Below are 13,091 nucleotides of genomic sequence, written 5' to 3' on the forward strand. Positions count from 1 at the left end.
GCGGGGCGGGTGTGTGTGCGGGCACATGGCCCGCGGCCGGGTCCGGCCAGCACGATACGAGGACGTTACCGGCCGGTATCGGACCGCATTCCGTCGTGCTGCCTCCTCAGGGGGAACCGTGTCCACAGCCGCAACACCCCACACCACCCGCCGCGCCACACCCCACACCACCCGCCGCACAACACCCCACACCACCCACCGCGCTGCCCGCCGTGCCGCCCGCCGTGCGTCCGTCCTGGGCGGTGCCGCGCTCCTCGGCTCCGCCCTCACCCTGGCCACCGCCGCCGCCTCCGCGCAGGCCGCGGACCCTGCCCCGCCCTCGGCGCCCGCCGGGACGGCCCGGTACGTGGCCCTCGGGGACTCGTACGCCGCCGGGGCGGGGGTCCCCGCCCAGTCCGGCGGCCTGTGCCTGCGCTCCGACCGCAACTACGGCCGCCTCGTCGCCGCGGCCCTCGCCCCGTCCGCGTACGTGGACAGGACCTGCACCGGAGCCAAGGTGAGCGCCCTCACCACGCCCCAGACGGACGCCGGGACCGTCGTCAACGGCCCGCAGCTCGATGCCGTCACCCCCGACACGTCCCTGGTCACCCTCACGCTCGGCGGCAACGACATGGGCACCTCCGACGTCGGCTTCGTGGACGTCGTGGCCGTCTGCACGAGCCTCGCCCTGACCGATCCCCTCGGATCGCCCTGCCGGGACTTCTACGGCGACACGCTCAGCAGGCGGCTCGACTCGGCGGGGGCACGGCTGACCGACGGCCTCCGCACACTGTCCGCCAAGGCGCCCCGCGCGAAGGTGGTCGTCGTCGGCTACCCGTCGGTGCTCCCCGACAACCCGCTGACGTGCCTGGGCAAGCTGCCCGTCACGACCGGCGACCTCCGCTTCCTGCGGTCGGTCATCGGTGAACTCAACGAGAAGACGGCCCGAGCCGCCACCGCGGCGGGCGCCGCGTACGTCGACACCCTCGGCCCGACCAGGGGCCACGACAGCTGCTCCCCGTCGCCCTGGATCGAGGGAGTCCTGCCCACCTCGCCCGCCGCGCCGCTGCACCCCAACACCACCGGCCAGCGCGCCATGGCCGAGGCGGTGTTGCGGGCGCTGGGCCGCTGAACCCGCCCGACCGGGCCGTCAGGGACGCCGCGCCGCCCCACGCCCTGCTGCGCCTGTCAAGCCACGGGATCACGTGACTGGATCCGCCGGCCGCGCTGCCGTTTCCTGAAGGGCACTCCCCCATGTGCCCCGAGGAAGAAAGCGAGAACAGCAATGTCCGGACTCGACAAGAACCCCGCAGCGGACGCGCGGCGCCGGCTCGCCACGACCATGGCCGCTCTGGCCCTGGCCGGCGGCGCGGCCGCGGTGCTGGGCGCCCCCGCCCAGGCCCAGACCCATGCCCTCGGCGACCACCCGACCGTGATCGGCAGCCCCGAGCTCCGCGTCCCCGGGCCGCTCGAAGGGCTGAGCAAGAACCACAACGAAACCGTCCTGACCCGTGACTGAGCGCACCGGCTGCACGGACACCGAGCAGAAGGAAGGCCCCGTCCGGCTCCACGCCTCGGCCGACGCCGAGGACGAGGCGCTGGTCGGGGCCCTGCTCGTCGAAGGCGGCCTGCACCGGGCGCGGGGCGACCTGGAACAGGCCGAGCACGTCCTGCGGCAGGCCCTCGCCCTGGCCGGGCGGCCGGCGCAGTCCGGCGGGCAGGCGGCCCGGCTGCTGGCCCGGGCGCAATGCGGGCTCGCCGCCGTGTACCGGCTGCGGGGCCGCTATCGGAGGGCGCAGGCCCTGCTGCGTACGGCCCTGGAGCGTGCCGAGGGCGACCCGGCGTCCGATGGCCTGCCGGAACTGGCGGATCTGCTCAACGAGTTGGCCGTCACCTGCAAGTACACCGGCGAGTTCGACGAGGCCGAGCGGCTCTACCGGCGGGTGTGGGCGGTGCTGGTGGAGGCCGGCGGGCCCGCCCACCCGGAGCTGGCCACGGTCTGGCACAACCTCGCGGGCCTGGCGCACGCCCGCGGGGACTTCGCCGCCGCCGAGCCGCCGGCCCGCCGCTCGGTGGCCCTGAGCGAGCGCACCCTGGGCCCCGACCACCCCGCCGTGGCCGCCGACCGTGCCGCCCTCGCGGCGATCCTGGACGGGCTGGGCCGGCGCGAGGAGGCGGAGCGGCTGTTGCGGGAGGCCCTGGCGGTGTTCGGCCGGGTCCTCGGCCCCGGGCACCACGAGACCGCCGTCACCTGCCACAACCTGGCCTGCCTCGCCTACCGGCGCGGCCGCCTCGCCGAGGCCGAGCAGCTCTTCCGCCGCGCGCTGGCCGTCAAGGAGACGGTCCTCGGCCCGGACCACCCGGAGCTGGCCGTGACCCTGCACAACCTGGCCCTCGTCGTGGAGGACCGCGGCCGGCGGTCGGAGGCGCTCCCGCTCGTGCGCCGTGCCGTCGCCGTCCTGGAGGGGGCCGTGTCCCCCGGCCATCCGCTGCTCTCCGCCTGCCGCGCCCGGGCCTCCCGAACCGGCGGCATCCCTGATTCCCCTCCGATTGCGGACCAAGACCGACCGTGAGCTCCTCGTGAGTTCTCGCACCACCCCGTTGGGGCGCGGCCCGCCGTGCAGCCCTCGACCACGTGCCGGCCCTCGTCGCCGGGCCCCGGCGCCTCGGGGCGGGGCGGCGGGGCCGTGATCAAGAAGGGTCGCCGGCCGCGTAGGGTTTGCGCCATGGGATGGACAGTGGGGCGCGAAGGGGGTACTTCGCCCGGACTCCGGGAGTGGCAGGCGCCCAGCGCCGTCGAGCGCGGGCTGTACGAGGCGAGGATGCGGGGCGACTGGCCCGCGTACTACGACCTCGTGGCCCAGGCCGACCTGTTCATGATGCAGTCCAAGGCTGCGGTGGACGCCAACCGCGGGACCAGCCGCTTCCACCGGTACTGGAACCCGCAGACCGGCACCTACTGTCTGGCCGTCTACACCGCCGGCATGCTCCCGCCGCCCGCACCCGACCCGGTCTTCAACGCCTACTCCCTGGGCTGGTTCGCGGGCGTGTGGGAGGCCGGCGACCCGCCGTACCTCGTGGTGAACCCGGGCAGCCCCTGCGAGGGAGTGCTGCCCACCGGCCCCGAGGGCCGGGAGCTGTGGCGGCGGCACTACGCGAAGGTGGAGCGGCGCGGCCTCGCGCGGGATGCCGTCCACACCCTTGAGATCGGCGGCCCGCGGCACGGCCGGGTGGCCTTCGGCCTGGCCGTCGGCGCGCACATCTCCGTCCGCAACGGCCGGTTCTGGAACGCGCTGGCCTACCACGGCAGCGGCTACACCGCCGAACGGGAGACCCTCGAAGAGTGGTGGGGCGTCACCACCCGGGAGGACTGGCTGGAGACGCAGGAGCAGCTGCTGGGCGCCCGCCTGGTCAGCGGCCTCTGGCAGTTCGTCCTCCGGCTGCGGCGCGAAATGGCCCTGGACTTCGCCGGTCCCGTCGACGCCGACCACTGGCGCACGGCCGCCGCCCACGTCGTACGCCGCCGGGCGGAGGAGGCCGCCGAGCCGGAGCTGACCCCCGACGGGGTGGACCGGGGCCGGGTCGTGACCGCGTCCGAGGTCGAGTCCGGCGTCGAGCGCGTACAGCGGCTCATCGGCCGGATCACCCGCTACGAGGCCCGGTTCCGCGCCGACGGGCTGCTGCCGGAACGCGGCTACGTGCGCACCATCGAGGCCTGGGACCACGGCCGGGCCTCCGGCATGGCCCGCTGGGGCCTGGCCGCCCGCCTGTGCTCCCTGCAGGAGGCGGAGGCGGCGGTCGTCCGCGCCGGCCGCCTCGTCCACGCCAACTACCGCTCCTGGGAGGACTTCTCGGCCGCGTACGTACTCGGCCGCTGCCTGCACTTCGACGAGGAGCAGTTCGGGGAGTGGTACGAGACGGTGCTCCGCGTCCACCGCGTCCTGACCACCGACCCCGCCAGCCCCTGGCGCACCCTCCCCTGGGCCTGACGGGTCAAGGGCGGTCGGCGGGCAGGGTGTCCTTGGCCACCAAGGTGTCGCCGTCCCAGCAGAGGCGGTAGAGGTCGACCTGGTCCAGGACGTCGCGGCCCGAGCGGTAGAACCCGCAGACGGTGCCGGGCGGCCGGGGTGCGGAGCGGGCGTGGTCGGGCGGGTGGGGGAAGGAGCGGGCCGGCAGCAGCCGGGCGAGTTCCGCACGGGGGCGGCCGGTCTCCAACTGGTCGATGCGGGACGGCGGCAGCACGCTCGTCGTCAGCTGCCAGGCCATGTAGAGGGCGGCGGGCACGAAGAACGCGGCCGCCGCGACGGGGCCGCGAAGGCGACGACGGAACGGCTGCGGGCGGCGCGCCGGACGTCGGCCAGCCGCCGGGCGGATTCGAGGACGGTGCCGGTGTCCGTGGCTTTGGCCGTGGCCTTGGCCGTGGCCTTGGCCGTGGCTTTGGCCGTGGTCGTGGCGGTGGCTTTGGCCGTGGCCGTGGCCGTTTCGGTGTGCGTGTCCGGGTGCGTGCGGGGGGCCGTGCCGTCCGCCGCCGGGGGCGCGGGGCGGGCCGGGGCCTGGTGCGGGAGGACGGTGACGCGGGTGCGGCTGGCCTCGTGGGTGATGCCGACCCGGACCTCGCCGCCCGGGGCATGCTTCACGGCGTTGGTGAGGGACTCCTGCACCACGCGGTACATCCCGCGTTCGACCAGGGGGGACAGGGGCGGCACCGGCCCGCGCCGCTCCCACCGTACGGGCACTCCGGAGGCGACCGCGCGGCCGAGGAGGTCCTCGACCGTGTCGCCGACGGGCAGGCCCGTGCCCGTCCCCGTGCCCGCGTCCGCCGCGGGCGGGTCGCGCAGCACGGCGACGGTCTCCCGCAGCTGCTCGACGGCGTCGGCGATCGTGGCGCGCAGTTCGGCGAGGTCGGGGCGGTCGCGGTCGGTGAGGTCGGGAGAGAGTTCCAGCGCTCCGGGCCGGGGTGCGGGCGATTCTGGCCCGGGATCCGCAGGTCGACGTGGTCGCCGAGGCGGGCGACGGGCGCGAGGCCGTCGTGCTCGCCCGGCGGCACCGGCCGGACGTGGTCCTGTCGGACATCCAGATGCCCGTCGTGGACGGGCTGACGGCGGTGGCGCGGCTCCACGCGGAGCTGCCGGCGGTCGGTGTGATCATGCTGACGACGTTCGGGCAGGACGAGTACGTGACCCGGGCCCTGGAGGAGGGCGCGGACGGGTTCCTGCTGAAGGCGGACGACCCGAGGGAACTCCGGGCCGTCGGCGCGGGCGTCGAGGCTGGCGACGGAGCCGGTCCTGGACCCGTGGCAGGGGGACCCGGGCTTCGACGTCGGCCAGACCGGGCGGCCGTCGAGGCGGTCCGGGCGCAGGGCCGTCGCGTGGTCGTGGCCCGTGGGTGGGCCGATCCGGCCCCGGTCGACGACCGGGACGACTGCTTCGTCGTCGGCGAGGTCAACCAGCAGGCCCTGTTCCGGCGGGTGGCCGCCGCCGTGCACCACGGCGGCGCGGGTACGGCTGCTGCTCGACACGGTCGGCCGACGCTGACGGACGGATGGTCGGTCGGTCGGTCCGGTGTACGCGGGTCACGCCTCGGGCAGCCCTGCAGGACCGCTTTGATCCCGGCCGGGGCGGGCGGGGCGCGGGGCGTTCGTTTCCTACGGGCCGACGGGGAGAAGTCGGCCGCCGGTGAGGCGGAGCAGTTCGTCCGCTGTGGTGGGGAAGACGGTGTGGGGCGTTCCGGCGGCGGCCCAGACGCGGGGGTACGCGGTGAGGGCTTCGTCGACGACGGTGGGGAGCGGGCGGGGGTGGCCGGCGGGGGCGACGCCTCCGATGGCCTGACCGGTGGCCAGGCGGACCTGGTCGGGTGTGGCCCGCCGGAGTGCCGGGCGGCCCCAGCGGTCGGCGAGGGCCCCGGTGTCGACCTTGTGGCGGCCGCTGGTGAGCACCAGTACGGGTTCTTCGCCCGACAGGAACACCAGGCTGTTGGCGATGGCGCCCACCTCGCAGCCCAGTGCGGCGGCGGCGTCGGCAGCGGTGCGCGCGGATGCGGAGAGCTCGCGCACGCGGCCCGTGATCCCGGCCGCGGCGAGGGCGCGGGCCACCTGTTCGCTGCGGGTCGGCAGGGACGGCGTTCCGGACGCGGATTCCACCAGGGGCTCCTTCGGCATCGGCTTCGGCTTCGGCACCATGCGGTGCGCGTTCGGGGTCAGGCGCGGCCCGGATGCGCGGTGCTCCGGCTCCGGGTCGGCGGGTGTGGGGCGGGCCGCCCTGCCCGGCACAGGGAAGACGGGCTGAAGGGACGGCCCTTCAGCCCGTCGGCCGCGCGGCACGAGGAGAAGGGGTGCCCACCGCGCGGCCCTTCGGGAAAGTCGTTGTCATCGGGTCCCCTGCCCCGCAACGGGTGTTTCACACTCCTGCGCGGCCGTGGATCCGCAGGTGGATGTCCTTCTCCTGGTCGCCGGCGGCGGTCCCCACCGTGTCGATCACGAAGGCCGAGTCCAGCACGGCGACAACACGGTCCACTGCCCGGTAGCCGCCCTGGGCCTCGACGCTCACCTGGTGTGCCAGGGGGGCCACGGCCGCCGGGGTCGCTTCGGCGGGGGCGGCCACGTCGTAGGCGGATGCCCAGACCGTCGCCCCGCTGCCCGACCGCGGCCCGGTCGTCTTCTCCGCCTTCTCCGCCGTGAAGGCCGCGTCCAGTGTCGCGAAGACGGCGCGGGCGTCCTCCTCGGCGCAGTCGCTGACCACCACGGTCACCTCCGTGCTGCTCATGACGGGCTCCTCCCTGCGGCCGGAACGGGTTCGGTCCTCCTCCAGCATCCACCCGCGCCCGCCACCGCGCGCTGCGGCCCGTCCGTGGCCGCACGGACACGGACGGTGCCGGCCCGGGCGGGCTCCGGCGGCGGTCCACGGGGCGCGGAGCTACGCTCCGCAAGATGGAACGTGCAGAGATACTCAAGCGAGTGATCGGCATCCTCACCGAGGCGCAGGACATCCGCCTGGCCGCGGAGGCCGGTCAGGACATCGAGGCTCCGGCGGCGAACGGCGTGGCCACGCTGCTCCTGAACGAGATGCTGCCGTCGATCCGCGTGCCGGCCGACGCGTCTCCGCAGCAGGTGGCGGCGCACGTGTCCAAGGCGCTCGGCCCCGCCCTGCACACGATGGTCTCGGGGTTCAGCCTGGCGTTCACCAGCCTGGCGATCGCACACGACGGCGGGCGGACGGACGTCTCGTCGATCGAGGTCCTGCAGGAACTGGCCCTGGAGGTCGAGGCAGGAATGTACGACGAGGGGCCGTAGGCCTCTCCGCTCCGCACGGGTCCGAGGGGTCCGAGCGGTCCGAGAGGGGTCACTCGGCGTCGTCGGCGCGTCCTTCGGCCATCTTCCGTTCCTGCCGCCTTCTCAGTTCCTCGGGGCTCTTGCCGGCGACCGGCTTGCTGGCCTCGGGGTGAACCGGATCCGGACCGGGATGCTTCTGCGGCTGCTCCTCGCGGCCCGTGTCCGGCTTCCGCCGCTTGTCGTCGTTGCCCTTCACGGCTGTGCCTCCCGGGGTCTCCGTCGTCCGGTGTCCCGGACCGCCTGCGCCTGCCCCGCGAGCGGCCGGTGCAACCGTCTTCCGTCCGGCTTCCCCGGATCGGGAGTGCACTGCGGGGAGGCGGGCAGGCGCTTTCGGAAGGGGCGGGGGTTGTCGGGCGGATACGGGGCTGCCGGGGTGGGGCGGGGGAACGCGCGGAACGGGAGCAGTCATGGTCGGACATCGCCTGCACTACCACCGTGATCTCGGGTCCGCCCCCGCCGGCAGGCCCCGGGCCGGGCTGGACTTCGTCCGGAGCAGGCTGTCGGAGATCGCCGACCGGCTGGGCGGGGAAGTGACCCAGAATGCCGTCCTGGTGGCGTGCGAGCTGCTCACCAACGCCTCCGGCCACACGTGCGGGCCCACCGGCATCGACCTGGAACTCGACCCCGAGGGCGGACGGCTCACCGTCAGTGTGTCCGATCCCAGCAGCCGGGTGCCGCTCCTGCGGCCGTACCGGCCTGCCGAGCCGCACGGGCACGGCATGCACATCGTCGACGCCCTCGCCGCGGCCTGGGGCGTCACGCAGCGGCCCGACGGCAAAACCGTGTGGGCGACCCTCGCCGTGCCGTAGCCCTGCCCGTGCCACGCGGCGCAGGGGCACGGTCAGCCGCCTCCGCCGCCCGGCAGGAACTCCTGGAGCTTCGCCTTGAGCCCCTGCCGGACCACGGCGGCCCGGTCGCTGTCCCCGCGCAGCACCGAGGCGGCGGCGGACCTGATCTGGTCCCAGGAGGCGTGCGGCGGGATCGGCGGCACGGCCGGGTCCGTCCGGAAGTCGATGACGTACGGCCGGTCCGCGGCCAGCGCACTGCGCCAGGCCGGTGTCACCGTCCCCGGCGTCTCCACCCGCTCGCCGTCGAGGCCGAACAGGGCGGCGACCTCGGCGTAGGGCACGTCGGGGATGCTCTGCGAGGGTTCGAACTGCGGGGCGCCCTGCAGGGCGCGCATCTCCCAGGTGACCTGGTTGAGGTCCTGGTTGTTCAGCACCGCGACGACCAGCCGGGGGTCGGTCCACTGGTGGAAGTACTTCGCCGCGGTCAGGAGTTCGGCCAGGCCGTTCATCTGCATCGCGCCGTCCCCGACGAGCGCGATCGCCGGCCGGTCGGGGTGGGCGAACTTCGCGCCGATCGCGTACGGCACACCGGGGCCCATCGTGGCGAGGGTGCCCGACAGGGAGCCGCGCATGCCGTCGCGCATCCGCAGGTGACGCGCGTACCAGTTCGCGGCGGACCCGGAGTCCGCGGTGATGATCGCGTCGTCGGGCAGCAGCCCGTCCAGGGCGTGCACCACGTACTCGGGGTTGAGCGGTTCGGCCGGGACCTCGGCCCGCCGCTCCATGACCTCCCACCAGCGCGCGGTGCCCTTCTCGATGGTCTCGCGCCAGGCGCCGTCCCTGCGGCGGTCCAGCAGCGGTGCGAGACGGCGCAGCGTCTGGGCCGCGTCACCGACGAGATTGAGCTCGAACGGGTAGCGCAGGCCGACCATGGCCGGATCGATGTCGATCTGCACGGCGCGGGCCTGGTCGAACTCCGGCAGGAACTGCGTGTAGGGGAAGCTGGAGCCGACCACGAGGAGGGTGTCGCAGTCCCGCATCATCTCGTACGACGGCCTGGTGCCGAGCAGCCCGATCGCGCCGGTGACGTACGGGAGGGTGTCGGGCAGTGCGTCCTTGCCGAGCAGCGCCTTGGCGACGCCCGCGCCGAGGAGGCCGGCGACCTGCTCGACCTCGGCCCGGGCGTGCCGGGCGCCCTGCCCGATGAGGATCGCCGGCTTCTCGCCGGCGTTGAGGATGTCCGCGGCCCGCGCGAGGTCCTCGTCGGCGGGCACGGGGGCGTAGTGGCCGACGCCCAGGCTGGAGGGGACCTGCTTGAAGGCGTGGGAGGGCGGCTCGTAGTCCAGTTCCTGCACGTCGGCGGGGATGATCAGCGCGGTCGGGGTGCGGCCGGTGGCGGCGATGCGCATGGCCCGGTCCAGGACGTTGGGCAGCTGCTCGGGGACGGTGACCATCTCGCAGAAGGCGGAGGCGACGTCCTTGAACAGGGACAGCAGGTCGACTTCCTGCTGGTAGGAGCCGCCCATGGCGCTGCGGTCGGTCTGCCCGACGATGGCGACGACGGGCACGTGGTCGAGCTTCGCGTCGTACAGGCCGTTCAGGAGGTGGATCGCGCCGGGTCCGGAGGTGGCGGCGCAGACCCCGGTCCGCCCGGAGAACTTGGCGTAGCCGACGGCCTGGAGGGCGGACATCTCCTCGTGCCGCGCCTGGATGAACCGCGGCCGGTCCTCGGCCCGTCCCCAGGCGGCGAGGAGTCCGTTGATGCCGTCCCCCGGGTAGGCGAAGACGTACTTCACGCGCCACTCACGCAGTCGCTGCAACACGTAGTCGGCAACTTTCATCGTCCTGCTCCCTTGAGATCGGGTCCGATCGGTTCCGCCCCCGTCCGCCCCGGCGTTCCGCCCCCGGCCACCCCTGTCCGCCCCCCTTCCGCCCCGTCGCGCCTCCGGCGTCTGCCCGGCCGGGTCCGTCCCATGCGGGGGCGGTCGGGGCCGGATTCCGGGAGGGTGGTAAGGGGCGTCCGGCGCGGGTAGCCGCAGGGCAGGGCAGGAAGCGGCGGACGCCCCGGGAGGCCCCAGCGAAAGGCGCACACACGGAAAGAGGCGCACACAGTGAAAGGCGCACACCATGAGCGACACCGACCCCACAGGCGACAACGTGTACCAGCTGCCGAACCCCGACCAGCCCGGTGAAATGCAGCCGGACCTGGAGAACGCCCTCGCCGAGCCCGATCTCGACGAGCGGCTCGACACCGGCGAGTCGCCACCCGAGCGCCCGTACGCGGCCGCGAACCACGGCACGACCCTGCGCGAGCAGCACACCGGGGAGAGCCTGGACCAGCGCCTGGCCCGGGAGGTCCCGGAACCCGACCCGACGCAGCCCGGTGACGACGACGGAGTCGGCGACCTCCCGGGCGGCGAGGGCGAACCGATGGACCCGCAGGCCGGCACCGCGCGCGCCGGCCGCCTGGTCCCGGTGTACGACGCCGAGGCGGGGCGGCGCCTCGCCGTTCGCGCGAGCGACGTGGGCATCGACGGGGGTGCGGCGGCGGCCGAGGAGGCCGCCATCCATGTGATCGAGGAGCTTGAGCCGGAGGAGGACGAGGACGCCCGCGCCCCGGGGGAGGACTCCGGATGACGCCGGAGCAGGCCGGTGACCGGGCAGGGCAGGTCGTCGCCTCTCCGCTGCCGGCCGCCTGCCGGAGGTGATGCCGGAGGGTGTACGGACGTATCGTGCCGGGTCACCGCCGTGCGGGACCGCTCCCGGCGGCGTCCGGAGGGCCCGCAGGGGTCCTGCCCGAGCGGTCCGGGTGCCGGCGCCGTTCCGGGGCATCGGCGGGCCGTGCCGTTTCCCGTTTCCCGATGGCCGTCCGGGGCAGGGGCGGGCCATGGATGATTCGCGAAGCACCACCGACTTCCACCTCGTGGACATGGCCCTGCACGCCGAGGGCGAGGGGTGCCCGGGCACCGGCCCCCGCCCGGAGCGGTCCGATCCGGTCGAGCTGCCCGAAGGGGCGCTGGTCACGCTGTGCATCGTCTTCCGGTTGGGCCGTGACGTGGACGGGCTCGCCTACACCGAGACCCGGGTCCGGGACGGCACCGTCGAGGCGGCGCAGGAGACCCAGCTCGGCGGGTTCCGGGCGGGCGGCCCGTACGAGATCCACCTGCAGCCCGAGCGCCTTCCCATGGGGCACGCCGCGATCGGTGCCTACGAGGTCCACGGAGTCTTCACCGACCGGCACCGGCGCCCGCTCGCCAGCGCGTACCGGCGCTACCGCATCGTGCCCGCGCCCGAGCCCGGGCAGAGGCACGGGCAGGGGGCCGGGCAGGGGCACGCCGAGCGCGCCGGCTCAAAGTCATCGGCGGTCTGACGGGATCCCCCGGGCGAAGGAGCGCCCATGGGTGCGACGGGTCGTGAACTCTATGAACGAAAGGATGACCGGGGTGCCCTCGCCGGGCCATCGTCTGAGGGGACGTTACCGCCGGAACGCCGAGCGGTGACGCACCGGGCCGCGTCCGGGTCGGGTGGTCCGGGCTCTCCCCCACGGTGCCCGGATCCGGGCCGGGCGGCAGGCCGAAATTCGGCTGCGGCATGCCGCCATGGACGCGAATTTCCACCGCGGCCATGACAAGTTTCCGCCTGTTTTGCTGCTTTCTGTTTGCACGAGAGGCGCGCACGAAATCTATTGGCGGCCGGGATAGGGCCGCCACCGCACCCGGGGAAAGAACAGGGCCGGGAAATTCCGGTTGCGCGGCGTCTTGACGGTTTCGGCACGGCGAATTGACGAAACGCAAGCGCGGCCGGCACGGATCGTGCCGGCCGCGCCTTCGGCGGGGTTATCCGCCCATCCCCCAGCGGACCGGGGCGATCTGCTTGGACATGATGGTGATGAGCTCGTAGGCGGCGTGCGAGGCCGCGATCGAGGTGATGCCCGCGTGGTCGTACGCGGGCGCGACCTCCACGATGTCGGCGGAGACCAGCCGGCAGTCGGACAGCCCGCGCAGGATCTCCAGCAGTTCGCGGGAGGTCATGCCGCCCGCCTCGGGCGTGCCGGTGCCGGGGGCGTGCGCCGGGTCGAGGACGTCGATGTCGATGGAGACGTAGAGGGGCCGGTCGCCGACCCGCTCGCGCAGCTGCTGGGCTATCTCGTCCACCCCGCGCCGCATCACGTCCGCCGAGGTGACGATGCCGAAGCCGAGCTTGGCGTCCTCGTCGAGGTCCTTCTTGCCGTAGATCGGGCCGCGGGTGCCGACGTGGCAGAGGGCGGAGGTGTCGATGACGCCCTCTTCCACGGCCCGGCGGAAGGGCATCCCGTGGGTGTACTGCTGGCCGAAGTAGTCGTCCCAGGTGTCCAGGTGGGCATCGAAGTGCAGGACGGCGACGGGCCCGTGCTTCTTGGCCACGGAGCGCAGCAGGGGCAGCGCGATCGTGTGGTCGCCGCCCAGCGTCATCAACCGTGCTCCGTCGGCGAGCAGTTCGTCGGCGGCGGCTTCGATCGTCTCCACCGCCTCGGCCGTGTTGAACGGGTTGGCGCTGATGTCGCCGGCGTCCGCGACCTGGCTGTAGTGGAAGGGGTAGACGTCCTGGGCCGGGTTGTAGGGGCGCAGGGTGCGGGACGCCTCGCGGATGGCGTTGCCGCCGAAGCGGGCGCCGGGGCGGTAGGTGACACCGCCGTCGAACGGGACGCCGACCACGGCGATGTCCGCCTTCTCCACCTGGTCGAGGCGGGGGATCCGGCCGAACGTGGCCTGACCGGCGAAGTGCAGCGTCCTGTCGGTCTCGGTCGGCGGCAGCGGCGGGGTCACGCCGTTGGGCTGGGCGGTCATGGTGCGATCTGTGCCTTTCCAGGGGTCACTGCGGCGGGTTGCCGTGCTTGCGGGACGGCAGATCGGCGTGCTTGCCGCGGAGCATCGCGAGGGCGCCGATCAGCGTCTCGCGGGTCTCGGCGGGGTCGATGACGTCGTCGACGAGGCCGCGTTCGGCCGCGTAGTACGGGT

General features: G+C 74.2%; 16 protein-coding genes and 1 pseudogene. 9 read left to right on the plus strand and 8 right to left on the minus strand.

Going from position 1 to position 13,091, the window contains the following annotated elements; genetic code table 11:
- Nucleotides 1–118 precede the first annotated feature (118 nt).
- The 4 genes from ACIQUT_RS26580 to ACIQUT_RS26595 all read left to right on the plus strand — a co-directional run bounded on the left by ACIQUT_RS26580 (nucleotide 119) and on the right by ACIQUT_RS26595 (nucleotide 3,968).
- Entirely contained in the window at nucleotides 119–1,111 is a 993-nt protein-coding gene (locus tag ACIQUT_RS26580) for an SGNH/GDSL hydrolase family protein (protein WP_403566284.1), read from the plus strand.
- A gap of 153 nt (nucleotides 1,112–1,264) precedes the next feature.
- Nucleotides 1,265–1,498 carry a hypothetical protein gene (locus tag ACIQUT_RS26585; protein ID WP_403566285.1) on the plus strand — a complete coding sequence of 78 codons (234 nt, stop codon included), beginning with the start codon at nucleotides 1,265–1,267 and terminating at the stop codon, nucleotides 1,496–1,498.
- On the plus strand, nucleotides 1,491–2,552 hold the full coding sequence (locus tag ACIQUT_RS26590) for a tetratricopeptide repeat protein (protein ID WP_403566286.1): 1,062 nt from the start codon (nucleotides 1,491–1,493) through the stop codon (nucleotides 2,550–2,552). Before ACIQUT_RS26585 ends, ACIQUT_RS26590 begins: the two co-directional genes overlap by 8 nt.
- Nucleotides 2,553–2,705: 153 nt before the next feature.
- A complete protein-coding gene (locus ACIQUT_RS26595; RefSeq protein WP_403566288.1) occupies nucleotides 2,706–3,968 on the plus strand; it encodes a DUF1266 domain-containing protein in 1,263 nt (420 codons plus the stop codon).
- Between the two features lie 4 nt (nucleotides 3,969–3,972).
- Here the strand turns inward: ACIQUT_RS26595 and ACIQUT_RS26600 are convergent, their stop codons facing one another.
- Together ACIQUT_RS26600 and ACIQUT_RS26605 are read right to left on the minus strand one after the other, a co-directional pair.
- A complete protein-coding gene (locus tag ACIQUT_RS26600; protein WP_403566290.1) occupies nucleotides 3,973–4,263 on the minus strand; it encodes a hypothetical protein in 291 nt (96 codons plus the stop codon).
- Nucleotides 4,230–4,820, minus strand: a complete 591-nt coding sequence (locus tag ACIQUT_RS26605; protein ID WP_403566291.1) for a hypothetical protein — start codon at nucleotides 4,818–4,820, stop codon at nucleotides 4,230–4,232. The genes ACIQUT_RS26600 and ACIQUT_RS26605 overlap by 34 nt, the downstream gene beginning before the upstream one ends.
- 116 nt (nucleotides 4,821–4,936) lie before the next feature.
- Between ACIQUT_RS26605 and ACIQUT_RS26610 the strand changes: the two are divergent.
- A pseudogene (locus ACIQUT_RS26610) lies at nucleotides 4,937–5,243 on the plus strand (response regulator transcription factor); the annotation flags it as partial.
- Nucleotides 5,244–5,623: 380 nt separating this feature from the next.
- Here ACIQUT_RS26610 and ACIQUT_RS26615 read toward each other — a convergent pair.
- Together ACIQUT_RS26615 and ACIQUT_RS26620 are read right to left on the minus strand one after the other, a co-directional pair.
- Nucleotides 5,624–6,118, minus strand: a complete 495-nt coding sequence (locus ACIQUT_RS26615) for a YbaK/EbsC family protein (protein WP_403566292.1) — start codon at nucleotides 6,116–6,118, stop codon at nucleotides 5,624–5,626.
- A gap of 256 nt (nucleotides 6,119–6,374) precedes the next feature.
- Complete coding sequence (locus tag ACIQUT_RS26620) at nucleotides 6,375–6,740, minus strand: hypothetical protein (RefSeq protein ID WP_403566293.1); 366 nt, start codon at nucleotides 6,738–6,740, stop codon at nucleotides 6,375–6,377.
- 164 nt (nucleotides 6,741–6,904) lie between these two features.
- Here ACIQUT_RS26620 and ACIQUT_RS26625 point away from each other — a divergent pair, with 164 nt between their 5' ends.
- Nucleotides 6,905–7,267: a hypothetical protein gene (locus ACIQUT_RS26625; protein WP_403566295.1), complete on the plus strand. Its 363-nt coding sequence runs from the start codon at nucleotides 6,905–6,907 to the stop codon at nucleotides 7,265–7,267.
- 49 nt (nucleotides 7,268–7,316) lie between these two features.
- Here the strand turns inward: ACIQUT_RS26625 and ACIQUT_RS26630 are convergent, their stop codons facing one another.
- Nucleotides 7,317–7,502: a hypothetical protein gene (locus ACIQUT_RS26630; RefSeq protein ID WP_403566297.1), complete on the minus strand. Its 186-nt coding sequence runs from the start codon at nucleotides 7,500–7,502 to the stop codon at nucleotides 7,317–7,319.
- Between the two features lie 211 nt (nucleotides 7,503–7,713).
- Between ACIQUT_RS26630 and ACIQUT_RS26635 the strand changes: the two genes are divergently transcribed.
- Nucleotides 7,714–8,115: an ATP-binding protein gene (locus ACIQUT_RS26635; RefSeq protein WP_403566299.1), complete on the plus strand. Its 402-nt coding sequence runs from the start codon at nucleotides 7,714–7,716 to the stop codon at nucleotides 8,113–8,115.
- A gap of 32 nt (nucleotides 8,116–8,147) precedes the next feature.
- On the opposite strand, the gene ACIQUT_RS26640 is transcribed toward ACIQUT_RS26635, so the two are convergent.
- Nucleotides 8,148–9,935 (minus strand): thiamine pyrophosphate-requiring protein, encoded by a 1,788-nt coding sequence (locus tag ACIQUT_RS26640; protein WP_403566300.1) that lies wholly within the window; start codon nucleotides 9,933–9,935, stop codon nucleotides 8,148–8,150.
- Between the two features lie 286 nt (nucleotides 9,936–10,221).
- Here ACIQUT_RS26640 and ACIQUT_RS26645 point away from each other — a divergent pair, with 286 nt between their 5' ends.
- Together ACIQUT_RS26645 and ACIQUT_RS26650 are read left to right on the plus strand one after the other, a co-directional pair.
- A complete protein-coding gene (locus tag ACIQUT_RS26645) occupies nucleotides 10,222–10,731 on the plus strand; it encodes a DUF5709 domain-containing protein (protein WP_403566301.1) in 510 nt (169 codons plus the stop codon).
- A 250-nt stretch (nucleotides 10,732–10,981) separates the two neighbouring features.
- Nucleotides 10,982–11,464: a hypothetical protein gene (locus tag ACIQUT_RS26650; protein ID WP_403566303.1), complete on the plus strand. Its 483-nt coding sequence runs from the start codon at nucleotides 10,982–10,984 to the stop codon at nucleotides 11,462–11,464.
- Between the two features lie 466 nt (nucleotides 11,465–11,930).
- Here the strand turns inward: ACIQUT_RS26650 and speB are convergent, their stop codons facing one another.
- Nucleotides 11,931–12,920 carry an agmatinase gene (speB, locus tag ACIQUT_RS26655; protein ID WP_403566305.1) on the minus strand — a complete coding sequence of 330 codons (990 nt, stop codon included), beginning with the start codon at nucleotides 12,918–12,920 and terminating at the stop codon, nucleotides 11,931–11,933.
- Nucleotides 12,921–12,945: 25 nt separating this feature from the next.
- Nucleotides 12,946–13,091, minus strand: a 146-nt coding sequence (locus ACIQUT_RS26660; RefSeq protein WP_403566319.1) for a carboxyl transferase domain-containing protein, incomplete at its 5' end; no start/stop codon positions are given.

It is taken from the genome of Streptomyces sp. NPDC090445, assembly GCF_044769385.1.
Taxonomy (GTDB): domain Bacteria; phylum Actinomycetota; class Actinomycetes; order Streptomycetales; family Streptomycetaceae; genus Streptomyces.

Bases quoted from the DNA above. Each gene is read 5' to 3' on its own strand.
- ACIQUT_RS26650 (WP_403566303.1), top strand. From the start codon at position 10,982: ATGGATGATTCGCGAAGCACCACCGACTTCCACCTCGTGGACATGGCC.
- ACIQUT_RS26640 (WP_403566300.1), bottom strand. From the start codon at position 9,935: ATGAAAGTTGCCGACTACGTGTTGCAGCGACTGCGTGAGTGGCGCGTG.
- ACIQUT_RS26625 (WP_403566295.1), top strand. From the start codon at position 6,905: ATGGAACGTGCAGAGATACTCAAGCGAGTGATCGGCATCCTCACCGAG.
- ACIQUT_RS26585 (WP_403566285.1), top strand. From the start codon at position 1,265: ATGTCCGGACTCGACAAGAACCCCGCAGCGGACGCGCGGCGCCGGCTC.
- speB (WP_403566305.1), bottom strand. From the start codon at position 12,920: ATGACCGCCCAGCCCAACGGCGTGACCCCGCCGCTGCCGCCGACCGAG.
- ACIQUT_RS26635 (WP_403566299.1), top strand. From the start codon at position 7,714: ATGGTCGGACATCGCCTGCACTACCACCGTGATCTCGGGTCCGCCCCC.
- ACIQUT_RS26595 (WP_403566288.1), top strand. From the start codon at position 2,706: ATGGGATGGACAGTGGGGCGCGAAGGGGGTACTTCGCCCGGACTCCGG.
- ACIQUT_RS26645 (WP_403566301.1), top strand. From the start codon at position 10,222: ATGAGCGACACCGACCCCACAGGCGACAACGTGTACCAGCTGCCGAAC.
- ACIQUT_RS26620 (WP_403566293.1), bottom strand. From the start codon at position 6,740: ATGAGCAGCACGGAGGTGACCGTGGTGGTCAGCGACTGCGCCGAGGAG.